Annotated in this window: 16 protein-coding genes and 1 tRNA gene; 7 read left to right on the top strand and 10 right to left on the bottom strand. The window is 66.8% G+C overall.

Annotation, left to right across the window (positions count from 1 at the left end):
- A complete protein-coding gene (gene madM / locus AC1RQK_RS37875) occupies positions 1 to 777 on the top strand; it encodes a malonate transporter subunit MadM (protein ID WP_492814594.1) in 777 nt (258 codons plus the stop codon).
- On the opposite strand, the gene AC1RQK_RS37880 is transcribed toward madM, so the two are convergent.
- From AC1RQK_RS37880 to AC1RQK_RS37900, 5 genes are all read right to left on the bottom strand, one after another.
- Positions 774 to 1,694 carry a LysR family transcriptional regulator gene (locus AC1RQK_RS37880; RefSeq protein WP_492814595.1) on the bottom strand — a complete coding sequence of 307 codons (921 nt, stop codon included), beginning with the start codon at positions 1,692 to 1,694 and terminating at the stop codon, positions 774 to 776. The genes madM and AC1RQK_RS37880 overlap by 4 nt on opposite strands.
- Before the next feature lie 80 nt (positions 1,695 to 1,774).
- The gene (locus AC1RQK_RS37885) at positions 1,775 to 2,782 is read right to left on the bottom strand and encodes a Bug family tripartite tricarboxylate transporter substrate binding protein (RefSeq protein ID WP_492373780.1); all 1,008 of its coding nucleotides are present in this window, start codon (positions 2,780 to 2,782) and stop codon (positions 1,775 to 1,777) included.
- 93 nt (positions 2,783 to 2,875) lie between these two features.
- Complete coding sequence (locus AC1RQK_RS37890; RefSeq protein WP_492814597.1) at positions 2,876 to 3,640, bottom strand: SDR family NAD(P)-dependent oxidoreductase; 765 nt, start codon at positions 3,638 to 3,640, stop codon at positions 2,876 to 2,878.
- 38 nt (positions 3,641 to 3,678) lie between these two features.
- Entirely contained in the window at positions 3,679 to 4,857 is a 1,179-nt protein-coding gene (locus tag AC1RQK_RS37895; RefSeq protein WP_492814599.1) for a thiolase family protein, read from the bottom strand.
- Between the two features lie 45 nt (positions 4,858 to 4,902).
- On the bottom strand, positions 4,903 to 5,700 hold the full coding sequence (locus tag AC1RQK_RS37900) for a crotonase/enoyl-CoA hydratase family protein (RefSeq protein WP_492814601.1): 798 nt from the start codon (positions 5,698 to 5,700) through the stop codon (positions 4,903 to 4,905).
- A gap of 329 nt (positions 5,701 to 6,029) precedes the next feature.
- On the opposite strand from AC1RQK_RS37900, the gene AC1RQK_RS37905 reads away from it, so the two are divergent.
- The 6 genes from AC1RQK_RS37905 to AC1RQK_RS37930 all read left to right on the top strand — a co-directional run bounded on the left by AC1RQK_RS37905 (position 6,030) and on the right by AC1RQK_RS37930 (position 12,149).
- Positions 6,030 to 6,491 (top strand): MarR family winged helix-turn-helix transcriptional regulator, encoded by a 462-nt coding sequence (locus tag AC1RQK_RS37905; protein WP_492373784.1) that lies wholly within the window; start codon positions 6,030 to 6,032, stop codon positions 6,489 to 6,491.
- A gap of 4 nt (positions 6,492 to 6,495) precedes the next feature.
- Entirely contained in the window at positions 6,496 to 8,583 is a 2,088-nt protein-coding gene (locus AC1RQK_RS37910) for an FUSC family protein (protein ID WP_492814603.1), read from the top strand.
- On the top strand, positions 8,580 to 8,789 hold the full coding sequence (locus AC1RQK_RS37915; protein ID WP_150991902.1) for a DUF1656 domain-containing protein: 210 nt from the start codon (positions 8,580 to 8,582) through the stop codon (positions 8,787 to 8,789). Before AC1RQK_RS37910 ends, AC1RQK_RS37915 begins: the two co-directional genes overlap by 4 nt.
- Positions 8,786 to 9,754 (top strand): efflux RND transporter periplasmic adaptor subunit, encoded by a 969-nt coding sequence (locus AC1RQK_RS37920; protein WP_309407611.1) that lies wholly within the window; start codon positions 8,786 to 8,788, stop codon positions 9,752 to 9,754. The genes AC1RQK_RS37915 and AC1RQK_RS37920 overlap by 4 nt, the downstream gene beginning before the upstream one ends.
- Positions 9,751 to 11,214: an efflux transporter outer membrane subunit gene (locus tag AC1RQK_RS37925; RefSeq protein WP_492373787.1), complete on the top strand. Its 1,464-nt coding sequence runs from the start codon at positions 9,751 to 9,753 to the stop codon at positions 11,212 to 11,214. The genes AC1RQK_RS37920 and AC1RQK_RS37925 overlap by 4 nt, the downstream gene beginning before the upstream one ends.
- Positions 11,215 to 11,297: 83 nt before the next feature.
- A complete protein-coding gene (locus AC1RQK_RS37930) occupies positions 11,298 to 12,149 on the top strand; it encodes a MetQ/NlpA family ABC transporter substrate-binding protein (protein WP_492373788.1) in 852 nt (283 codons plus the stop codon).
- A gap of 118 nt (positions 12,150 to 12,267) precedes the next feature.
- On the opposite strand, the gene tolA is transcribed toward AC1RQK_RS37930, so the two are convergent.
- The 5 genes from tolA to AC1RQK_RS37955 all read right to left on the bottom strand — a co-directional run.
- Positions 12,268 to 13,014 carry a cell envelope integrity protein TolA gene (gene tolA, locus AC1RQK_RS37935; RefSeq protein ID WP_492373789.1) on the bottom strand — a complete coding sequence of 249 codons (747 nt, stop codon included), beginning with the start codon at positions 13,012 to 13,014 and terminating at the stop codon, positions 12,268 to 12,270.
- 473 nt (positions 13,015 to 13,487) lie between these two features.
- A tRNA-Met gene (locus tag AC1RQK_RS37940) sits at positions 13,488 to 13,564 on the bottom strand.
- Between the two features lie 204 nt (positions 13,565 to 13,768).
- A complete protein-coding gene (locus AC1RQK_RS37945) occupies positions 13,769 to 15,469 on the bottom strand; it encodes an MFS transporter (RefSeq protein WP_492373790.1) in 1,701 nt (566 codons plus the stop codon).
- 263 nt (positions 15,470 to 15,732) lie between these two features.
- Positions 15,733 to 16,050: a DUF4212 domain-containing protein gene (locus AC1RQK_RS37950; RefSeq protein WP_492814607.1), complete on the bottom strand. Its 318-nt coding sequence runs from the start codon at positions 16,048 to 16,050 to the stop codon at positions 15,733 to 15,735.
- Positions 16,047 to 17,577: sensor histidine kinase (locus AC1RQK_RS37955; protein WP_492814608.1), on the bottom strand; the 1,531-nt coding region annotated here is incomplete at its 5' end. The genes AC1RQK_RS37950 and AC1RQK_RS37955, both read right to left, overlap by 4 nt.

Below are 17,577 nucleotides of genomic sequence, written 5' to 3' on the forward strand. Positions count from 1 at the left end.
ATGCCGCATTCCATTTTGCACATTATCGAGAACATCCTGCTGCAGAACGCCCTGGTCACCGCGTTTGCCGCAGTTGGCATCATCATGTGGCTGTCGTCAAGGCTCTCGCGCTGGCTGACCTTCGGTCGCGTCCACGCCTCCGCCATCGCCATCGTGATCGGCCTGCTGCTGGCCTACTATGGCGGCATCGTCACCGGCAAGGAAAAAGGCCTGGCCGATCTCTCGCTGTTCTCCGGCATCGGCCTGATGGGCGGCGCCATGCTGCGTGACTTCGCCATCGTTGCCACCGCCTTCGAGGTGCAGGTGACCGAGGCACGCAAGGCCGGGCTGGTCGGCGCGGTGTCGCTGCTGCTCGGCACCATCCTGCCGTTTATCGTGGGTGCTGCCGTGGCGCGCGCCTTCGGCTACAGCGATGCGGTCAGCATGACCACCATCGGCGCCGGAGCGGTGACGTATATCGTGGGGCCTGTGACCGGCGCGGCGCTGGGCGCCAGCTCCGACGTGATCGCGCTGAGCATCGCCACCGGGCTGATCAAGGCCATCATCGTGATGGTCGGCACGCCCATGGCGGCAGGCTTCCTTGGCCTGAACAACCCGCGCGCCGCGATGGTGTTCGGCGGGTTGGCCGGCACCGTCAGCGGGGTATCGGCGGGGCTGGCGGCGACGGACCGCAGGCTGGTGCCTTACGGTGCGCTGGTGGCGACGTTCCACACGGGGTTGGGGTGCCTGCTGGGGCCGTCGTTGTTGTTTCTGGCGACCAAGGCGGTGGTGGGTTAGGCGGGCTGCGGCACCCGCATCGCCAACCGGCAAACCGCCGCCAGCGCCAGCAGGTTCGGATCCCGCTCGCGCCGCCGCAGAAAGCTCAGCCCGATGGTCTGGCGCAGCCGGTACTGCGAGGACAGTGGAACCAGCGTCACCTTGTGCGCAAACACGTCGCGCACGCGGCCGGGCAGCAGCGCGTAGCCTACGCCGCCGCTGACCAGGTTCATCAGCGAGAAGATGTCACCGACCTTCATCACCACATTGGGTGTGAAGTCGGCGATGCGAAAGGCGTCCATGAAGCCCTGGTAGGTGATGAAGCCTTCGCTGAGCGTGACGAAGGGCTCGTCCCGGCATTGCCGCAGGTCGATGGAGGCTTGCCGCGCATAAGGCGAATCCGCCGGCGCGGCGAAGTAGATTTCGTCCTCGAACAGCGCAATGGATTCGATCTCGGGGTCCGGCTCGGGCATGGCCATCAGCGCAGCGTCGATGGCGCCTTGCTTGAGCTTGAAGAGCAGGTCGGCGTTGGAGCCGAGCACCAGTTCGGCCTGTAGTTCGGGCCGCCTGACCTTGATGCCGATCACCACGTCGGGCACCGTGCGGATGGTCAGCGAATAGAGCGAGCCGATCTTCATGTGATCGGCTGAATACCCGGCGGCCTGGCGCGTGGCGCGGATGCCGTCGGCCATGGCCTTGAGGACATCGGTGGCCACATCCGCCAGCACGTGCGCGGCTTCGGTCGGCAGCAGGTTGCGCCCTTCGTGGCGGAACAACGCGCAGCGCATGCCTTCTTCCAGCGAGTGCAGCGCGCGGTGCACGCTGACCGTGCTCACATCCAGCACCTCGGCGGCCTTGGCGAGGTTGCCGGTCTCCATGTAGGCGAGCAGGACTTCGAGCTTGCGCAAGGTGATTTCTTCGTTGATCCGGTTTCGCATGGGAGGCGAGGCGTGCGTGCGGTGGCGGTGACCGGAGCATGATAACCAGATTCGATGCCGGATGGTTCGGGGGGCGCTCCTCAGTCCAGGTTCAGGTTCGACGCGCGGATGGTTTCCCCCCAACGTTTCTGCTCGCTGCCGACGAACCTGGCGAAACTCGCCTGCGGCTGTCCGCCGGCCAGTCCCCCCATCTCCTTGAACCTGGCCGCTACCTCGGTGTCGCGCATGACGCTCGCCAGGCTGGCCTGGAGCTTGGAGACCAGGGCCGGCGGCGTGCGTGCCGCGGCGAATATGCCGAGCCAGCCCATCACCACGAAATCGTTCACGCCTGCCTGTGCCATGGTCGGCACGTCCGGCAGGCTGGGCAGGCGCTCGGCGCTGGTGACCGCCAGCGCGCGCAGCTTGCCCGCGCGGATGTGCGGCAGCGCCTGCGTCAGGTTGTCGAACATGAAGGTGGTTTCCCCGGACAGCAGCGCGGTGGTGGCTGGTGTCGAGCCACGGTAGGGCACGTGGATGACCTCGGTCGCGGACCGCATGCGGAACAGCTCGGCGGTGAGATGGGTGGTCTGCCCGATGCCGGCGGAACCATAAGAGAGCTGGCCGGGCTTTTTCTTCAGTTCCGCGCTCAGGTCGGCCACGGTCTTGATGGGCGATTGCGCGTTGACCACCAGCACGTTGGGAAACGAGATCATGTCGGTGATCGGCACGAAGTCCTGGGGCCGGTAGTTCAGGTGCTTGTAGGCGCTGTAGTTGATGGCATGGGAGCCAGTGTTGCCGACCAGCAAGGTGTAGCCATCGTCCGGCGCGCGCAGCAGGGCCTGCGTGCCGATGATGCCGCCGCTGCCGGGGCGGTTGTCGACGATGACCGGCTGGCCCAGCATGGCGCTGAGCTTTTGCGCCACCAGCCGGGTCGGGAGGTCGGTGGTGCCACCCGGCGCGCCGGGCACGATGATCGTGATAGGGCGTTCAGGCCATGCCGGCTCGGCCAGGGCCGTGCCGGCGGCGGGCAGCATCGCGGCCGCGCACAAGGTAAGCGCGGCCGCGCGTAGCGGGGTGGCGCAAAGCCTGCCGAACAGCGTGATAGGCATGGGGTGTCTCCTCCGGTATGCATGGTCGCCCTCGTGCGGGCGTGGCGGCGCGTCCGCTTCCCGGTCCGCATCGCCATTGCGACGACTGCGCCTTTAGCGCGGCGCCATGCGGATCGCGCCGTCGAGCCGGATGGTCTCCCCGTTGAGCATGGCGTTCTCCAGGATGTGCAGCGCCGTCGAGGCGAATTCATCCGGCATGCCGAGCCTCGCCGGATGCGGCACCGAGGCGCCCAGCGAGGCGCGCACATTTTCCGGCAGGCGCGCCAGCAGCGGCGTATCGAACAGCCCGGGAGCAATGGTGCACACGCGGATCATGCGCTGCGCCAGGTCGCGCGCCGCCACCAGCGTCATGCCGACGATGCCGGCCTTGGCGGACGCATAGGGGATCTGCCCGATCTGCCCTTCATAGGCTGCCACCGACGCCGTCAGCACGCACGCGCCGCGCTCGCCGTCGACCAGCTCGTTGCGGGCCATGCGCGCGGCGGCCAGGCGCAGCGTGTTGAAGCTGCCGACGAGATTGATGCGCACGATCGATTCGTATTTTTCCAGCGAGCCGGGCTGGCCGTCCTTCTCCACCAGGCGCACCGGGCCGCCCACGCCAGCACAATGGATCAGCGCGCGCATGGTGCCGAGCGTGTCGGCCGCGTCGAACACGCGGGTCATCTGTGCGGTGTCGCAGACATCAGCCTGGACAAAGCGGGCGAGCGCGCCGAGCTCCTCTACGGCGGCCGCACCGTTGTCTTCGGACAGGTCGGCGATCACCACGGCGACGCCGCGTTCGGTGAGGCGGCGGGCGCAGGCGAGGCCCAGCCCGGAGGCGCCCCCGGTGACGACGGCGGACATGTTGGCAAGCTTCATCTGGTATCTCCTCGTTCTGGATATGGGTGCGTGCCGGCTCAGAGCCGTTCGATGATGGTGGCGTTGGCCATGCCGCCGGCTTCGCACATCGATTGCAGGCCGTAGCGCTCGCCGCTGTCTTCCAGCGCGTGCAGCATGGTGGTCATCAGCCGCGCGCCCGAAGCGCCCAGCGGGTGGCCGAGCGCGATCGCGCCGCCACGCGGGTTCAGGCGTGCCGGGTCGGCGCCCAGCGCGTGCTGCCACGCGAGCGGCACGCAGGCAAAGGCCTCGTTGATCTCGTAGTGTGCAATCGCATCGAGCGCAAGGCCGCCTTTGTCCAGCGCGCGCTGGCTCGACGGGATCGGCGCGGTCAGCATGGTCAGGGGGCTGTCGCCGCAGGCATCGAAGGCGACGAAGCGCGCGCGGGCGTTCAGGCCCAGGCGGGAGGCGGCGCGCTCGCTCATCAGCAAGATGGCGGCGGCGCCGTCGCTGATCTGCGAGGCGTTGCCGGCGGTCACATGCCAGCCGATCTGCGGGAAGCGCTGGCCGAGCGTCTCGTCGCGAAAGGACGGTGCCAGCGTGGCCAGGCGCTCGGCGGTGGTGGCGGGGCGGATGGTTTCATCGTGCGCGATGAGGCCCGCGGCGGTACGGATTGGCAGGATCTCGCGGCGGAAGGCGCCGGCCTCGCGCGCCTGGTGCGCGCGCTGGTGCGATTGCGCGGCGTACTGATCGAGATCATCGCGTGACAGTTCCCACTGCGCCGTGACCAGCTCCGCCGCGACCCCTTGCGACACCAGCCCGGGCGCATAGCGCGCCTCGAACGACGGGCCGTACGGATTCTGCCCAATGCGCCCCGAGCCCATTGGCACGCGGCTCATGGATTCGATGCCGCAGGCAACCACGATGTCGTAGGCGCCCGCCATGATGCCTTGCGCGGCAAAGTGCACGGCCTGCTGGCTGGAGCCGCATTTACGGTCGATGGTGGTGGAGGGCACATGCTCTGGGAATCCCGCCGCCAGCCAGGCCACGCGGCCGGGCGTGGCGGATTGCTCGCCCACCTGGCTCACGCATCCGGTGATGACGTCTTCCACCAGCCCGGGGTCCAGCTTGTTGCGCGCGACCAGCCCTGCCAGCACCTGCGCCAGCAGCTCCGTGGGATGGAGTTCAGTGAAGGCCGAGCCGGGCTTGGCGCGGCCCATGGGCGAACGGATGGCGTCGACGATGACGGCTTGCTGCATGGCGGGTCTCCGATGTTTCTTGACGGAAATGGGAACGACGATGGATCAACTGCCGGTGAACTCGGGCTTGCGCTTTTCCAGAAAGGCCGACACCGCCTCACGGTGATCCGAGGTCTGGTGCGACAGCGCCTGGAAGCCGGCCGACAATTCCAGCAGCGTGTCCAGCCGGGTATGCAATGCCTCGCGCAGCAGGCGCTTGGCCAGCCGCACCGCATGCGGCGGATTGGCGGCAATGCGTTCGGCCAGTTCATTGGCCGTGGGCAGCAGCTGATCCGGCGGCACCACGCGCGAGACGAGGTTCCACTCCAGCGCCTGGCGCGCATCGATGACCTGTCCGGTGAAGGTCAGCTCGGCGGCGCGCGCAAGGCCGATCACGCGCGGCAGCAGCCAGGCGCCGCCATCGCCCGGAATGATCCCCAGCTTGACGAAGCTCTCGGCAAACTGCGCCTGCTCGGACGCAATGCGCATGTCGCACATGCAGGCCAGGTCCAGGCCCGCACCCATGGCCGCGCCGTTGACGGCGGCGATCACCGGTACCTCCAGGTTGAACAGCGCCAGCGGCAGGCGCTGGATGCCCAGGCGATAGTCCTGGCGAATCTCCATGCCGGGCACCTGGCCCGAAGCCTGGCGTTCCATATCGCGGATATTGCCACCTGAGGAAAACGCGGTGCCGGCGCCGGTGATGATCACCGCGCGCACGCTGGTGTCGCGGTGGATGCGGTCGATGGCCTCCAGGAAGTCGGCCACAGCGGTGTTGCCGGTGAGGGGGTTACGCCGCTCCGGCTCGTTCATGGTCAGGGTCACGATGTGGCCCTGCTGCTCGTAGCGCAGGAAGCTTGTCATGCTGGTCTCCGGTCGTTGTTGTCGTCGTCGTCGTCGCCTTGGCTCGGGACGGCCGGCGCAGCGCGGCGCCGCCGACAATCGCTTGCCCAAAAGGCTAAGGGACCGTGCCCTCGGGTGTCCAATATTCATTTCGGCGATGCCGATATCCCGCGTATATCAGTGCCGGTGCCGTTTGGCAGCGGCGCGAGCCTGGATGCGCAAGGCAGGTTCAACTGGCGATGCGATTTCCATGTGCTTCCCGCATCGCCCCGCATCGGCTTGTATCAACGGAGATTGCTTTGTAGTGTGATAATTTGCATCCTAACTATATGGCTGCTATCATTCCGTCCATGCCTTCCATCGACGCCCTCCGTTTTGCCTTTACCGGCCAGCTGATGCTGGCCGGGCGCCAATGGCGCCACATTTCGCAGGGCGCCGTCACCGCCTACGGGATTTCCGCGGCGGCGGCGGGGCCCCTGCTGTTTATCCGCCGCCTTGGCGGCGGCGTGCGCCAGGTCACCCTGGCCGACTATGTCGGGCTGGAAGGCGCATCGCTGGTCCGTCTGGTTGACCAGCTCTCCGCCGCCGGCCTGGTGCGCCGGGAAGTGGATGCGAACGATCGCCGGGCCAATGCGCTCTGGCTCACCGACGCTGGCGAGGCGCTCGCCGAAAAAATCGAGGTCGAGCTCAAGCATCTCCGCGCCAGCGTCTTCGCTGGCATCAGCGAGCAGGACTTCGAGGGCGCCATGCGCGTGCTCAACGCGCTCGCCCAAGCCGCCGAGTCCGCGCCCACCACTGCTTTCGGGTCGTAAGAACATGGTCAGCTGGCCCACCGGACGGGACTGGATCTTCTCCCTCAAAGCCTTTGCAGCGGCCATGCTGGCGTTGTTCATCGCGCTGTACCTGGGCCTGCCGCGCCCGTACTGGGCCATGGCCTCCGTGTATATCGTGGCGCATCCGCTCACCGGCGCGACGCGCTCCAAGGCGCTGTATCGCGTGCTTGGCACGCTGCTTGGCGCGGCCGCATCCGTCGCCATCGTGCCGCCGCTGGTCAATGCGCCAGTGCTGCTGATGGCCGCGGTGGCGTTATGGACCGGCATCCTGCTCTACGTCGCGCTGCTGCACCGCACGCCGCGCAGCTATGTGTTCATGCTGGCGGCCTATACGCTGCCGATGGTGGCCTTGCCCTCGGTGAGCGATCCCTCGGGCGTGTTCGACATCGCCGTGGCGCGGGCCGAGGAAATCTGCCTGGGCATCGTGTGCGCGAGCATTGTCGGCTCGACCATTTTCCCCGCCAAGGTTGCCACGGTGCTCGGCCAGAAATCCGCCCAGTGGCTGGCGGACGCCGCGCTGTGGGCCACCGATATGCTTTCGGCGCATCCGGCCGCGAAGGTGTCGCGCCATCACAGCCGCCATCGCCTGGCCGCCGACATCCTCGCGCTCGACCAGTTGATCAGCCATCTCTCCTACGACGCCGAAAGCGCCGCGCGCGTGAAGCACGCGCAGGAGTTGCGTGGCCGCATGACCATGCTGCTGCCCGTGCTGTCGTCGCTGGCTTCCGTGGTTGACGCCTTGCACCAGCACGCCGCAGGCATTCCGCAACGGCTGTCGCACAACATGGCGCTGGTGTCGGCATGGATCAGCGCGGGCGCGCAGGCGCCGCTGCCAGCGTTGCAGCTATCCCAGGACGCGCCGATCGACGACGCCGGCCTGGAGCCAGGCAGTGCCGGGCCAGACTGGCACGCGGCGCTGGCCGCCACGGCCGAGGGCCGTCTGCGCGAGCTGATGGAGTTGTGGCAGGACTGCGTGTCGCTGCAGCGCCGTATCGGCGAGGCCGCACCGCAGGGCGACTGGGCGCCGGTGTTCCAGCGCTGGGGCGTGGGCGCCGCGCGCCATTACGATCACGGCATGCTGCTGTTCTCCACCGCCACGACCGCGCTGGCGATCTTCAGCATGGGCATGGTGTGGATCTGGACGGGCTGGGCGGATGGCGCGGGCGCGGTCGCGCTGGGCGCGGTGTCGTGCTGCTTCTTTGCCGCGATGGACGAGCCGGCGCCCATGATCCGCTCGTTCTTCCGCTGGAACGTGGTCTGCCTGGTGCTCGCCACCATCTACTTGTTCGTGGTCCTGCCGAACGCGCACGATTTCGAGATGCTGGTGCTGATGTTCGCGGTGCCCTACCTGATCATCGGCGTGATGATGGCGCAGCCCCGGCTCGCGCTGATCGCCATGCCGCTGGCCGTGATCACGGCCAACGATATCGGCATCCAGGGCGCCTACAACGCCGACTTCAACGCCTTCTTCAACGGCAACGTGGCCGGCATCGCGGGCATTCTGTTCGCGCTGGTGTGGACCCTGGTGGCCCGCCCCTTCGGCACCAGGGCCGCGGTACGCAGGCTGGTGCGCGCCAGCTGGGGCGATATCGCCCGCAATGCCACCGGGCGCGAGCCGGGCGAGCACGCGCATCTGCGTGCCCGCATGCTGGACCGCCTGGCGCAACTGGTGCCGCGGCTGGCGGCCAGCGAGGATGAAACCACCGGCGACGGCTTTACCGAAGTGCGCGTGGAGCTCAGCACGCTGGCGCTGCAGCGTGAACTGCCCGCGCTGGCGCCGGAGCACCAGCACTCGGTACGGCGCGTGCTGCAGGGCGTTGCCAGCTACTACCAGGCACGCCTGGATGCCCGTGCCGACACGCCGCCGCAAGTGCTGCGCGACCGGCTGGCCAAGGCGATCCGCAAGGTTGCCTCGCGCGCCGACCAGGCTTCGCGCGAAGCCTTTGCCGCGCTGGTGGAAATGCACGTCGCGCTGTTTTCGGCGGCACCCTTGGCAATGAGCGCGGCTGGTGCCTTGCCCGCGGGCCAGGCGGCAGACCCAATGAGCAAGCAAGCGAGCAACGAACAATGAGTGGTGAAGTCGACGTCTATGGTGTGTTTGTCCCGAGCCTGCTGGCGTGGATGCTGGTGGCGTTCCTGATCACCGCTTGCGCGCGTGCCGTGCTGGCGCGTGTGGGTTTTTATCGGCTGGTCTGGCACCGGTCCCTGTTCAATCTGGCGTTATATGTGATCGTCCTGGGTGGCATCGTCTACCTGGCCTATCGGCTGCAGTCATGAAACTGAATCTTCGTACGCTTGGACCCATCGTCCTTACCCTTGTCGTCACCGCGGTCGCGGTCGTCGTCGTCAAGCACCTGTGGGACTACTACACGGTGGCGCCATGGACCCGCGACGGCCATATCCGCGCAGACGTGGTGCAGATCGCGCCGGACGTGTCCGGGCTGGTGACCAAGGTCCTCGTCAAGGACAACCAGCGCGTGCAGCGCGGACAGCCGTTGTTCGAGATCGACCGCGACCGCTTCGCGCTGGCCTTGCAGCAGGCGCAGGCCACGGCGGCGGCGCAAAGCGCCATGCTCGCGCAGGCGCGCCGTGAAGCCCGCCGCAGCCAGACCCTGTCCGAGGTTGTCTCCAAGGAAGTGGTGGAAGAAGGCCTGGCCAAGGTCCAGCAAGGGGAAGCGGCGCTGGCGCAGGCGCAGGCCGCGGTCAACCTCGCCAAGCTCAACCTGGAACGCACCAGCGTGCTCAGCCCGGTCGACGGCTACCTGAACGACCGGCTGCCGCGCCTGGGCGACTACGTCAACACCGGCCGCCCGGTGCTGTCGATGGTGGATGCGAATTCCTTTCACGTGGAAGGCTACTTCGAAGAAACCAAGCTGCACGGCATCCATATCGGCAATCCGGTGGACATCCGCATCATGGGCGAATCCCGCGTGCTGCATGGCCACGTGCAGAGCATTGCCGCCGGCATCGAGGATCGCGACCGCACCAACGGCTCTAACCTGCTGCCGAATGTGAACCCGACGTTCAACTGGGTCCGCCTCGCGCAACGCATCCCGGTGCGCATCGCGCTGGACGAGCCGCCCGCCGACTTGCGCATGGTCGCAGGCCGTACCGCTACCGTATCGGTGCGCGAGCCCTCGGCCCGGGACAAGGCGCAGGCCGGGCCGGAAGGCCAGAAGGATCAGAAGGACAAGCTCGCGCTGGCCGCCAAGGGAGCCGCCAGCCAGGGAGGCGCGCAGTGAACACGTTGCGCAAAGCCCTGCTGCCGGCACTGGTGCCGCTGCTGTTTGCCGCCTGCACCACGGTCGGGCCCGACTACCATGTGCCGGACAACGCCGCCGTGAAGGCGCAAGCGGCCAACGGCCCGCTGCTCGGCACGAACAACCCCGCCGTATCGATTGCCGAGGTGCCCGATGGCTGGTGGCGCCTGTATGACGATCCGAAGCTCGACCAGCTGGTGCAGCAGGCGCTTGTTGCCAATACCGATTTGCGCGTGGCCGCGGCCAACCTGAAGCGCGCCATCGCGGTCTACCACGAGGTGGAGGCAGAGAACCTGCCGGGAGCCGGGCTCTCCGCCAGCGCGGAACGCGGGCAGATCGCCGGCGAGCCGCTGCTCAAGGAAGAGAAGATTCCGGTGATGAACTTTGGCGATGTCGGCTTCAAGGTTTCCTACCTGATCGACTTCTTCGGCAAGCTGGCGCGCGCGGATGAAGCGGCGCTGGCCGGCGCGCAGGCCAGCCAGGCGGCACTCGACCAGGCCCGTGTCGGCGTGGTGGCCGAAACCGTGCGCGCCTACGTGCAGGGCTGCGCCGCCACGCATGAACTGACCGTGGCCGAGCATCAGCTGGAGTTGCAGCGCCGCGGCGTCGAGCTGGCCCGCAAGCTGGTCGATGCCGGGCGCGGGCAGCCGGTGGACCTGCTGCGCTCACAGGCGCAGGCCGACGTGCTGCGCGCGGCCTTGCCGCGCTTCAAGGCCGAGCAAGAGGGCGCGGCGTACCGCTTGGCGGTGATGCTGGGCAAGCCGCCCAGCGCCACATCGCAGGCGGAGTACGCCTGCCACGAAGAACCCAGGCTGCGCCAGGCGCTGCCCGTGGGCGACGGCGCCGCGCTGCTCAAGCGCCGGCCCGACGTGCGCCAGGCCGAGCGCGAACTCGCCTCGGCCACGGCCAAGATCGGCGTTGCCACGGCGGATCTGTACCCGTCCATCCGCATCGGCGCCTCCGCCGGCTTCACCGGCATCCTTGACCACCTTGGCCAGGCACCGACCGCGCACTGGGGCTATGGCCCGCTGATCACCTGGAACATCCCGACCAGCGGCACGCGTGCCCGCATCCACGGCACCGAAGCCGGCGCCGAAGCGGCGCTCGCCCACTTCGACGGCGTGGTGCTCAAGGCGCTGCGCGAAACGCAGTCGGCGCTGAGCAGCTACACGCGGGAGCTGGAGCGCACCCAGGCGCTGCGCGATGCCCGCGACAAGGCCAGTGAAGTCGCGCGGCAGAACCGCCAGCTCTACCAGGCCGGGCGCTCGCCGTACCTGTCGAGCCTGGATGCCGACCGCACGCTGGCCAGCACCGAAGCGTCACTGGCGGCGTCGGAAAGCCAGGTCGCGCTGGACCAGATCAATCTCTTCCTTGCGCTGGGCGGCGGATGGCAAAATGCGCCCAAGGTCGAGTCGCGCACGATGAGCGAGCAGGCGCACTGAACGTGCATCGTGCGCGCGCTGGGCTGTCATCATGGTTAAAGCCATGCAAGCTGGCTTGCATGGCGGAAAGGAACACAAGCAGCATGTCCAACTTTTCTGGTTTTTCTGGTTTCTCTTCTGGTTTCTCTTATCCCTCCCTGCGGCAAGCGCTGTCCGTCGCGGTAGCCACGCTCGGCATCGTGGCATCGGGCGCTGCGATGGCGCAGGAGCAGACCCTGCGCGTCGGCACCGTCAGCGGCCCTGACGCGCAAGTCTGGCAGGTAGTGCAGAAGGTCGCCAAGCGCGAAGGACTCAACATCAAGGTCGTCGAGTTCAACGACTATGTGCAGCCCAACGCCGCGCTCGACGCCGGCGACCTCGACGCCAACAGCTTCCAGCATCAGCCTTACCTGGACAGCCAGGTGAAGCAGCGCGGCTACAAGATGGTCAGCGCGGGCTACACGTATATCTCTCCGCTGGGCATCTACTCGCAGAAGCTGAAGTCGCCCAAGGACCTGCCGCAAGGTGCCAAGGTCGCCGTGCCCAACGATCCCTCCAACGAGAACCGCGCGCTGCTCCTGCTGGCCGCGCAAGGCGTGATCAAGCTCAAGAGCGGCGTTGGTACCAACGGCGTCAACGCCACGCCGCTGGACGTGAGCGACAACCCGAAAAAGCTGAAGCTCGTCGAGCTCGACGCCGCGCAACTGGCGCGCTCGCTGCCCGACGTGGCCGCAGCGGTGATCAACACCAACTACGCGCTCGCCGCCGGCCTGCAGCCCACCCGCAACGCCATCGCGCTGGAAGACATCCACAGCCCGTACGCCAACATCATCGCCGTGCGCACCCAGGACAAGGACAAGCCGTGGGTGAAGAAGCTGGTCGCCGCTTACCAGTCGGAAGAGGTACGGCAGTTCATGAAGAACGAGTTCAAGGGTGCAATGGTGCCGTCATTCTGATCGGGCAGGTGGCCGAGGACATGGAGTTGTCCCGGTAGCCGTCCCGGTTGCGCAGACCTGACACTCAAGCCCTTTCGGATCGCAAGGTCCGAAGGGGCTTTTTGTTTGTGGCCGGCCGCTATTCCCGTGGCATGAACGTGATGTTGACGCCGGGGGGCGCCACGCCGTTCTCGTCGCGCGGCAGCGGGTCGGATCGCTCCACCGCGCGCAGCACGGCGTTGTCCCAGCCGGCATTGCCGCTGGACTTGGTGAGCCGCACCGACAGCAGCGAGCCATCCGGCGCCATGCGCACCGCGACCACCGCGGCCGGGTTGCCGGCGATCTCTTCGGTAAAGATGATGTTCGGCTTCACGCGGCGCCGCACGCGGTCCGCGTAGCCGGGCGAGGCGTTGCCGCCAGCACCGGCACCGGTGCCCGCGCGGCTGCCTACGCCACCTGTGGTGGGAGCGCTGTTGGCCATGGCCTGCAGGCGCGCTAGTTCGCTCTGGCGCTGCTGCTTCAAGGCCGCCTGGCGCTCCGCCTCTCGCGCCTTGCGCTCGCGCTGGTCGGCCTGCCTGGCCTCCTCGGCCGCGGCCGCCTGCTTGCGCTTCTGAGCCTGCAAGGCGATGTCGGCGTTGTCGTCCGGCTCCGGCTTCAACACGGGCTGCGGTTCCACGGGCGTCGGCTGGACCACCGGCTGGGGCTGCGCAATCTCGGGCACGGTGTCCCATAGCTCCGCCTCCACGCCGGCCGGCGTGCGGCTCTGCCAATGCACCCCGTAGTAAAGCATCAAGCCCAGCAGCAGATGCATGAACAGAGCCAACAGGAAACACTTCAGCGTTCCTCGCTCCTGCACCTGTTGATACGGATGGGCGATGGTCATCATGACGCGCGGCAGGCCACGGACGGGCGATGCATAGTCAGTGCTGTGTCACTCTGGAATCACTCTCACATCCCTGTGAAAGGAGACGGTGCAATGCTTTGTGCGCGACCCCGCGCATGGCATCCACTGCATGCAGCTTAGGTCGGCATCGTTGCGGTAGGCAAGCGGGATTCTCTGCGGCGGGATGCGCCGAGGGTGGAGCGTAGATCCGGCGAGGGTAGCGAAAGCGCATGTACCAGGCCAGCCCATGATGATCCACCAGATCGCAGGAGAGCGATCATGGCCAAGGGGGCCGTTTTCACGATGAGGCTCGGGCCTGAATGGCGTGCAGCGGCCCCCGGTGTTTGCTGATTGCCTGCGATCGGGAGCGATGGAAATCGATCGCGAGAAAGCAGAAGCCCCAAAAGCAAAACCCCTCCCGATCTTGCGATCGGGAGGGGTTTTTGTTGTAGCCCGTTTCCAGGCTTCAACGAATATGGTGGCGAATCAGGGACTCGAACCCCGGACCTGCGGATTATGATTCCGTCGCTCTAACCAACTGAGCTAATTCGCCGAACAAGACCGAGATTATACATGGCATTTTGAGGCTGTCAACACCACTTCTTCAAAAAGTTTTGAGGGCGTCGAATAGCACGGCATGCACCCTGCAGCCTGCAAAAAAAACGGCGGACCTTGCGGCCCGCCGGTGGAGCGACTGACTACCGGATCAGTCGTGCATGAGACTGGTGCCCTGGACGACGGGCCGGCTCACGCGCTTTCAGTCGTTGGCGTAGATATCCACGTCCTTGGTTTCGCGGATGAACAGCGAGCCGAGGACCAGGGTGACGCCCGCGATGATGATCGGGTACCAGAGGCCGTAGTAGATGTTGCCGTTCTGCGCCACCAGCGCGAAGGAGATGGTGGGCAGCAGGCCGCCGAACCAGCCATTGCCGATGTGATACGGCAGCGACATGGATGTGTAGCGGATCCGGGTCGGGAACATCTCCACCAGCATGGCCGCGATCGGGCCGTACACCATGGTCACGTAGATCACCAGGATGACGAGGACCACCAGCACCATGATGGTGTTCATCTGCGCGGGGTCCGCCTTGGTCGGGTAGCCGGCCGAGGCCATCGACTCGCCCACCTGCTTCTTGAACGCAGCGATCTGCTTCTTGCTCGCATCGTCGAAGCTGTGGCCAGCCGGTACCAGCGAGGCGTTGAAGGAAGCGATCTCCTTGTCGCCGATCTTCACCGAGGCCACGGTGCCGGCCGGAGCTTCCACCACTTCATAGCTGGCCGAAGCTTGTGCCAGGGTCCGCTTGACGATGTCGCAGGAGCTGCGGAAATCGATTTCGCGGGCGATCGGGCTGCCCTGGAAGGAGCATTGCTTCGGATCCGCGGTCACCACGATCTGGGCACTTTGCTGCGCGCGCTCCAGGGCCGGGTTGGCGTAGTGGGTCAGGGCCTTGAACAGCGGGAAGTAGGTCAGCATCGCCAGCGCGCAGCCGGCCATGATGATCCACTTGCGCCCGACCTTGTCCGACAGCGAGCCAAAGAAGATGAAGAAGGGCGTGCCGATCACCAGGGCGCCCGCGATCAGCAGGTTGGCGGTGGTGGCGTCGACCTTGAGCACCTGGGTCAGGAAGAACAGCGAGTAGAACTGGCCGGTGTACCAGACCACGGCCTGGCCGGCGGTCAGGCCTATCAGCGCCAGGATCACGATCTTCAGGTTGCGCCATTGGCCGAACGCTTCGGTCAGCGGGGCCTTGGAGGTCTTGCCTTCGGCCTTCATCTTCTGGAAGGCGGGCGATTCGCTCATCGACAGGCGGATGTAGACCGACACGCCGAGCAGCAGGATCGAGACCAGGAACGGAATGCGCCAGCCCCAGACTTCAAAGTTGGCGCCCGTCATGTTGCGGCACACCAGGATCACGATCAGCGACAGGAACAGGCCGAGCGTGGCGGTGGTCTGGATCCAAGCGGTATAGGCACCGCGCTTGCCGTGCGGCGCGTGCTCGGCCACGTAGGTGGCGGCACCGCCGTACTCGCCGCCGAGCGCCAGGCCCTGCAGCATGCGCAGCCCGATCAGGATGATCGGGGCGGCCCAGCCGATGGTGGCAAATCCCGGCAGCAGGCCCACGATGAAGGTCGAGGCCCCCATGATCAGGATGGTCACCAGGAAGGTGTACTTGCGCCCGATCATGTCGCCCAGGCGGCCGAACACCAGCGCGCCGAACGGCCGCACGATGAAGCCGGCGGCAAAGGCCAGCAGGGCGAAAATGAAGGCGGCGGTTGGATCGAGGCCGGAGAAGAACTGCTTGGCGATGATGGCCGCCAGCGAACCGTAAAGATAAAAGTCGTACCACTCGAACACCGTCCCGAGCGAGGAGGCAAAGATCACCTTCCTCTCTTCGGGCGTCATCGCCGAGCCCTGCGCTGTGCCTCCGGGCATTGCCACGTTCTGTGCGTTAGCCATTGTCTCCTCCGTTTGTGATCGGAACTTTCAGGTTGGCGGCCGGCGCGCACGCGTTCTCTGGCGGGCGCGCGACAACCTCCTAAGTTGCAATGGATTGTGGGAGGCGAAACTTACTGCGTTCTGACAATTTCGGCCGAATTCGCCACTAAACGCTCGGGGTATACGCTAGGCAAAAAGATGGCTTGGTGGTGCTGCGCTGCGGTGCGAAGGGTCTCTGGAGGGCTTGCGAAAATCAGCTTCGAGCGCCAGGGCCGGGCTTCTTGCTATGCAGCATCGTCATGTTGGCGGGCAGGCACGGGCAGCCCGCCGGTGTCATCGCTCTCATCGCGGTTCATGCGCCAGGCATAGATTGCCGCCATCAGGACGTAGACGATCAGCGCACCCTGCGCACCAACCCAGAACGAGAAGGGCCAGCCGAAGAAATTGAAGCGCAGCTCGCGGGCATACCAGGCGACCACGAAGGTGACGATGAACCAGATCGACAGCAACGCGGCAATCCAGCGCAGGTTGCGATGCCACGCGCGGCGCTCGGACTGATCGGCCTGGTCGCGCCCGCCGCGCGCGTGGTCGGGGTTGGTCATGCAGGCTCCAGGGGGGATGGCCGGCGCAGCGTGATGCGAAAGCACGCGCCGGCCAGGCGCGGCTCCGTCTGGTAGACGTGGTCGAGGATGCTGACATCGCCGCCATGCTGCTGCACGATCTCGCGCACGATGGCCAGGCCCAGGCCGCTGCCCTGGGTCTTGGTGCCGAGCACGCGGTAGAACCGTTCCATCACGCGCTCGCGTTCGGCCACCGGGATGCCGGGGCCGGTGTCTTCCACTTCGAGGTACGCGAAGGGCTCGAACGCATCCGCGCTGACGCGCACGGTAGCGCGGCCATCGGCCGGCGTGTAGCGGATGGCGTTGTCGATCAGGTTGTTGAGCATCTCGGTAAGCATCAGGCGATTGCCTTGCACCATCACCGGGTGGTCGTCGGCATCCACACCGAGGTCGATGCGGCGCGCCCACGCCTGCGGCAGCCAGTCCTTGACCACCTCGCGCGCGAGCGCGGCCAGGTCCAGCGGCGCCATGCTGCCGGCGCCGGCCAGGTTCTCCATGCGCGCCAGCGACAGCAACTGCGTCACCAGGTGGGCCGCGCGCTCTGAGCTGCCGGCGATCTGCGCCAGCGACTTGCGCAGCTCCTCGGGCGATTGCTCGCGCTGCGCCAGTTCCGCCTGCATGCGCAGCCCGGCCAGCGGCGTCTTCATCTGGTGGGCGGCATCGGCGATAAAGCGCTTCTGCGTCTGCACGGAAACGTCGAGCCGCGCCAGCAGGTCGTTGAACGAGGCCACCAGCGGCGTGATTTCCTGCGGCGCGGCGCGCTCGTCGATGGGGCTGGTGTCGCCGGGGTTGCGTGCGCGGATGCGCTGCTGGATCGAAGTCAGCGGGGCTAGCCCGCGCGTGAGGCCGAACCACACCAGCACCACCGCCAGCGGCAGGATCACGAACTGCGGCAGGATCACGCCCTTGATGATTTCATTGGCCAGCCGCGCGCGCTTGTCGAGCGTCTCGCCAACCTGCACCAGCACCGGCTGCGCGTCGCCCGCCTGCTTCAGGTCGACGTAGGTGTAGGCCACGCGCACGTCGTTGCCCGCGATGCGGTCGTCGCGCAGCGAGACCAGCCCGGCGTGGCCGCGATCGTCCTCGCCGGGCAGCGGCATGTCGTTGTCCCCGGCGACGAACTCGCCGTGCGTGCCCACCACCTGGTAGTAGATGTTGTCGGTTTCATCGGCGCGCAGGATTTCGCGCGCGGACAGTGGCAACTGCAGCGTGACGCGCCCGTTGACCTCGCGCACCTGCTGCGACAGCACGATGGCGCTGGCCTCCAGCGAGCGGTCGAAGGGCCCGTTGGCAATGGACTTTGCCACCAGGTAGGTCACGGCAATGCTCATCGGCCACAGCAGCAGCAGCGGTGCCAGCATCCAGTCCAGGATTTCACCGAACAGCGAACGCGGCGACGGATGGCCCGCGCTGTCTTCAAGGTGCGGCAGGGCGTCGGCCAGCGTTTCGTCGCTGACGATCTCATCGGGCGGGGAGGGCGTGGGGGGGGGGGGGGGGGGGGGGGGGGGG

The organism is Cupriavidus sp. GW822-FHT02D05, assembly GCF_058802485.1.

Bases quoted from the DNA above. Each gene is read 5' to 3' on its own strand.
- AC1RQK_RS37895 (WP_492814599.1), bottom strand. From the start codon at position 4,857: ATGCAGCAAGCCGTCATCGTCGACGCCATCCGTTCGCCCATGGGCCGC.
- AC1RQK_RS37880 (WP_492814595.1), bottom strand. From the start codon at position 1,694: ATGCGAAACCGGATCAACGAAGAAATCACCTTGCGCAAGCTCGAAGTC.
- AC1RQK_RS37900 (WP_492814601.1), bottom strand. From the start codon at position 5,700: ATGACAAGCTTCCTGCGCTACGAGCAGCAGGGCCACATCGTGACCCTG.
- tolA (WP_492373789.1), bottom strand. From the start codon at position 13,014: ATGATGACCATCGCCCATCCGTATCAACAGGTGCAGGAGCGAGGAACG.
- AC1RQK_RS37930 (WP_492373788.1), top strand. From the start codon at position 11,298: ATGTCCAACTTTTCTGGTTTTTCTGGTTTCTCTTCTGGTTTCTCTTAT.
- AC1RQK_RS37915 (WP_150991902.1), top strand. From the start codon at position 8,580: ATGAGTGGTGAAGTCGACGTCTATGGTGTGTTTGTCCCGAGCCTGCTG.
- AC1RQK_RS37920 (WP_309407611.1), top strand. From the start codon at position 8,786: ATGAAACTGAATCTTCGTACGCTTGGACCCATCGTCCTTACCCTTGTC.
- AC1RQK_RS37885 (WP_492373780.1), bottom strand. From the start codon at position 2,782: ATGCCTATCACGCTGTTCGGCAGGCTTTGCGCCACCCCGCTACGCGCG.
- AC1RQK_RS37905 (WP_492373784.1), top strand. From the start codon at position 6,030: ATGCCTTCCATCGACGCCCTCCGTTTTGCCTTTACCGGCCAGCTGATG.
- AC1RQK_RS37950 (WP_492814607.1), bottom strand. From the start codon at position 16,050: ATGACCAACCCCGACCACGCGCGCGGCGGGCGCGACCAGGCCGATCAG.
- AC1RQK_RS37890 (WP_492814597.1), bottom strand. From the start codon at position 3,640: ATGAAGCTTGCCAACATGTCCGCCGTCGTCACCGGGGGCGCCTCCGGG.
- AC1RQK_RS37910 (WP_492814603.1), top strand. From the start codon at position 6,496: ATGGTCAGCTGGCCCACCGGACGGGACTGGATCTTCTCCCTCAAAGCC.
- AC1RQK_RS37945 (WP_492373790.1), bottom strand. From the start codon at position 15,469: ATGGCTAACGCACAGAACGTGGCAATGCCCGGAGGCACAGCGCAGGGC.
- madM (WP_492814594.1), top strand. From the start codon at position 1: ATGCCGCATTCCATTTTGCACATTATCGAGAACATCCTGCTGCAGAAC.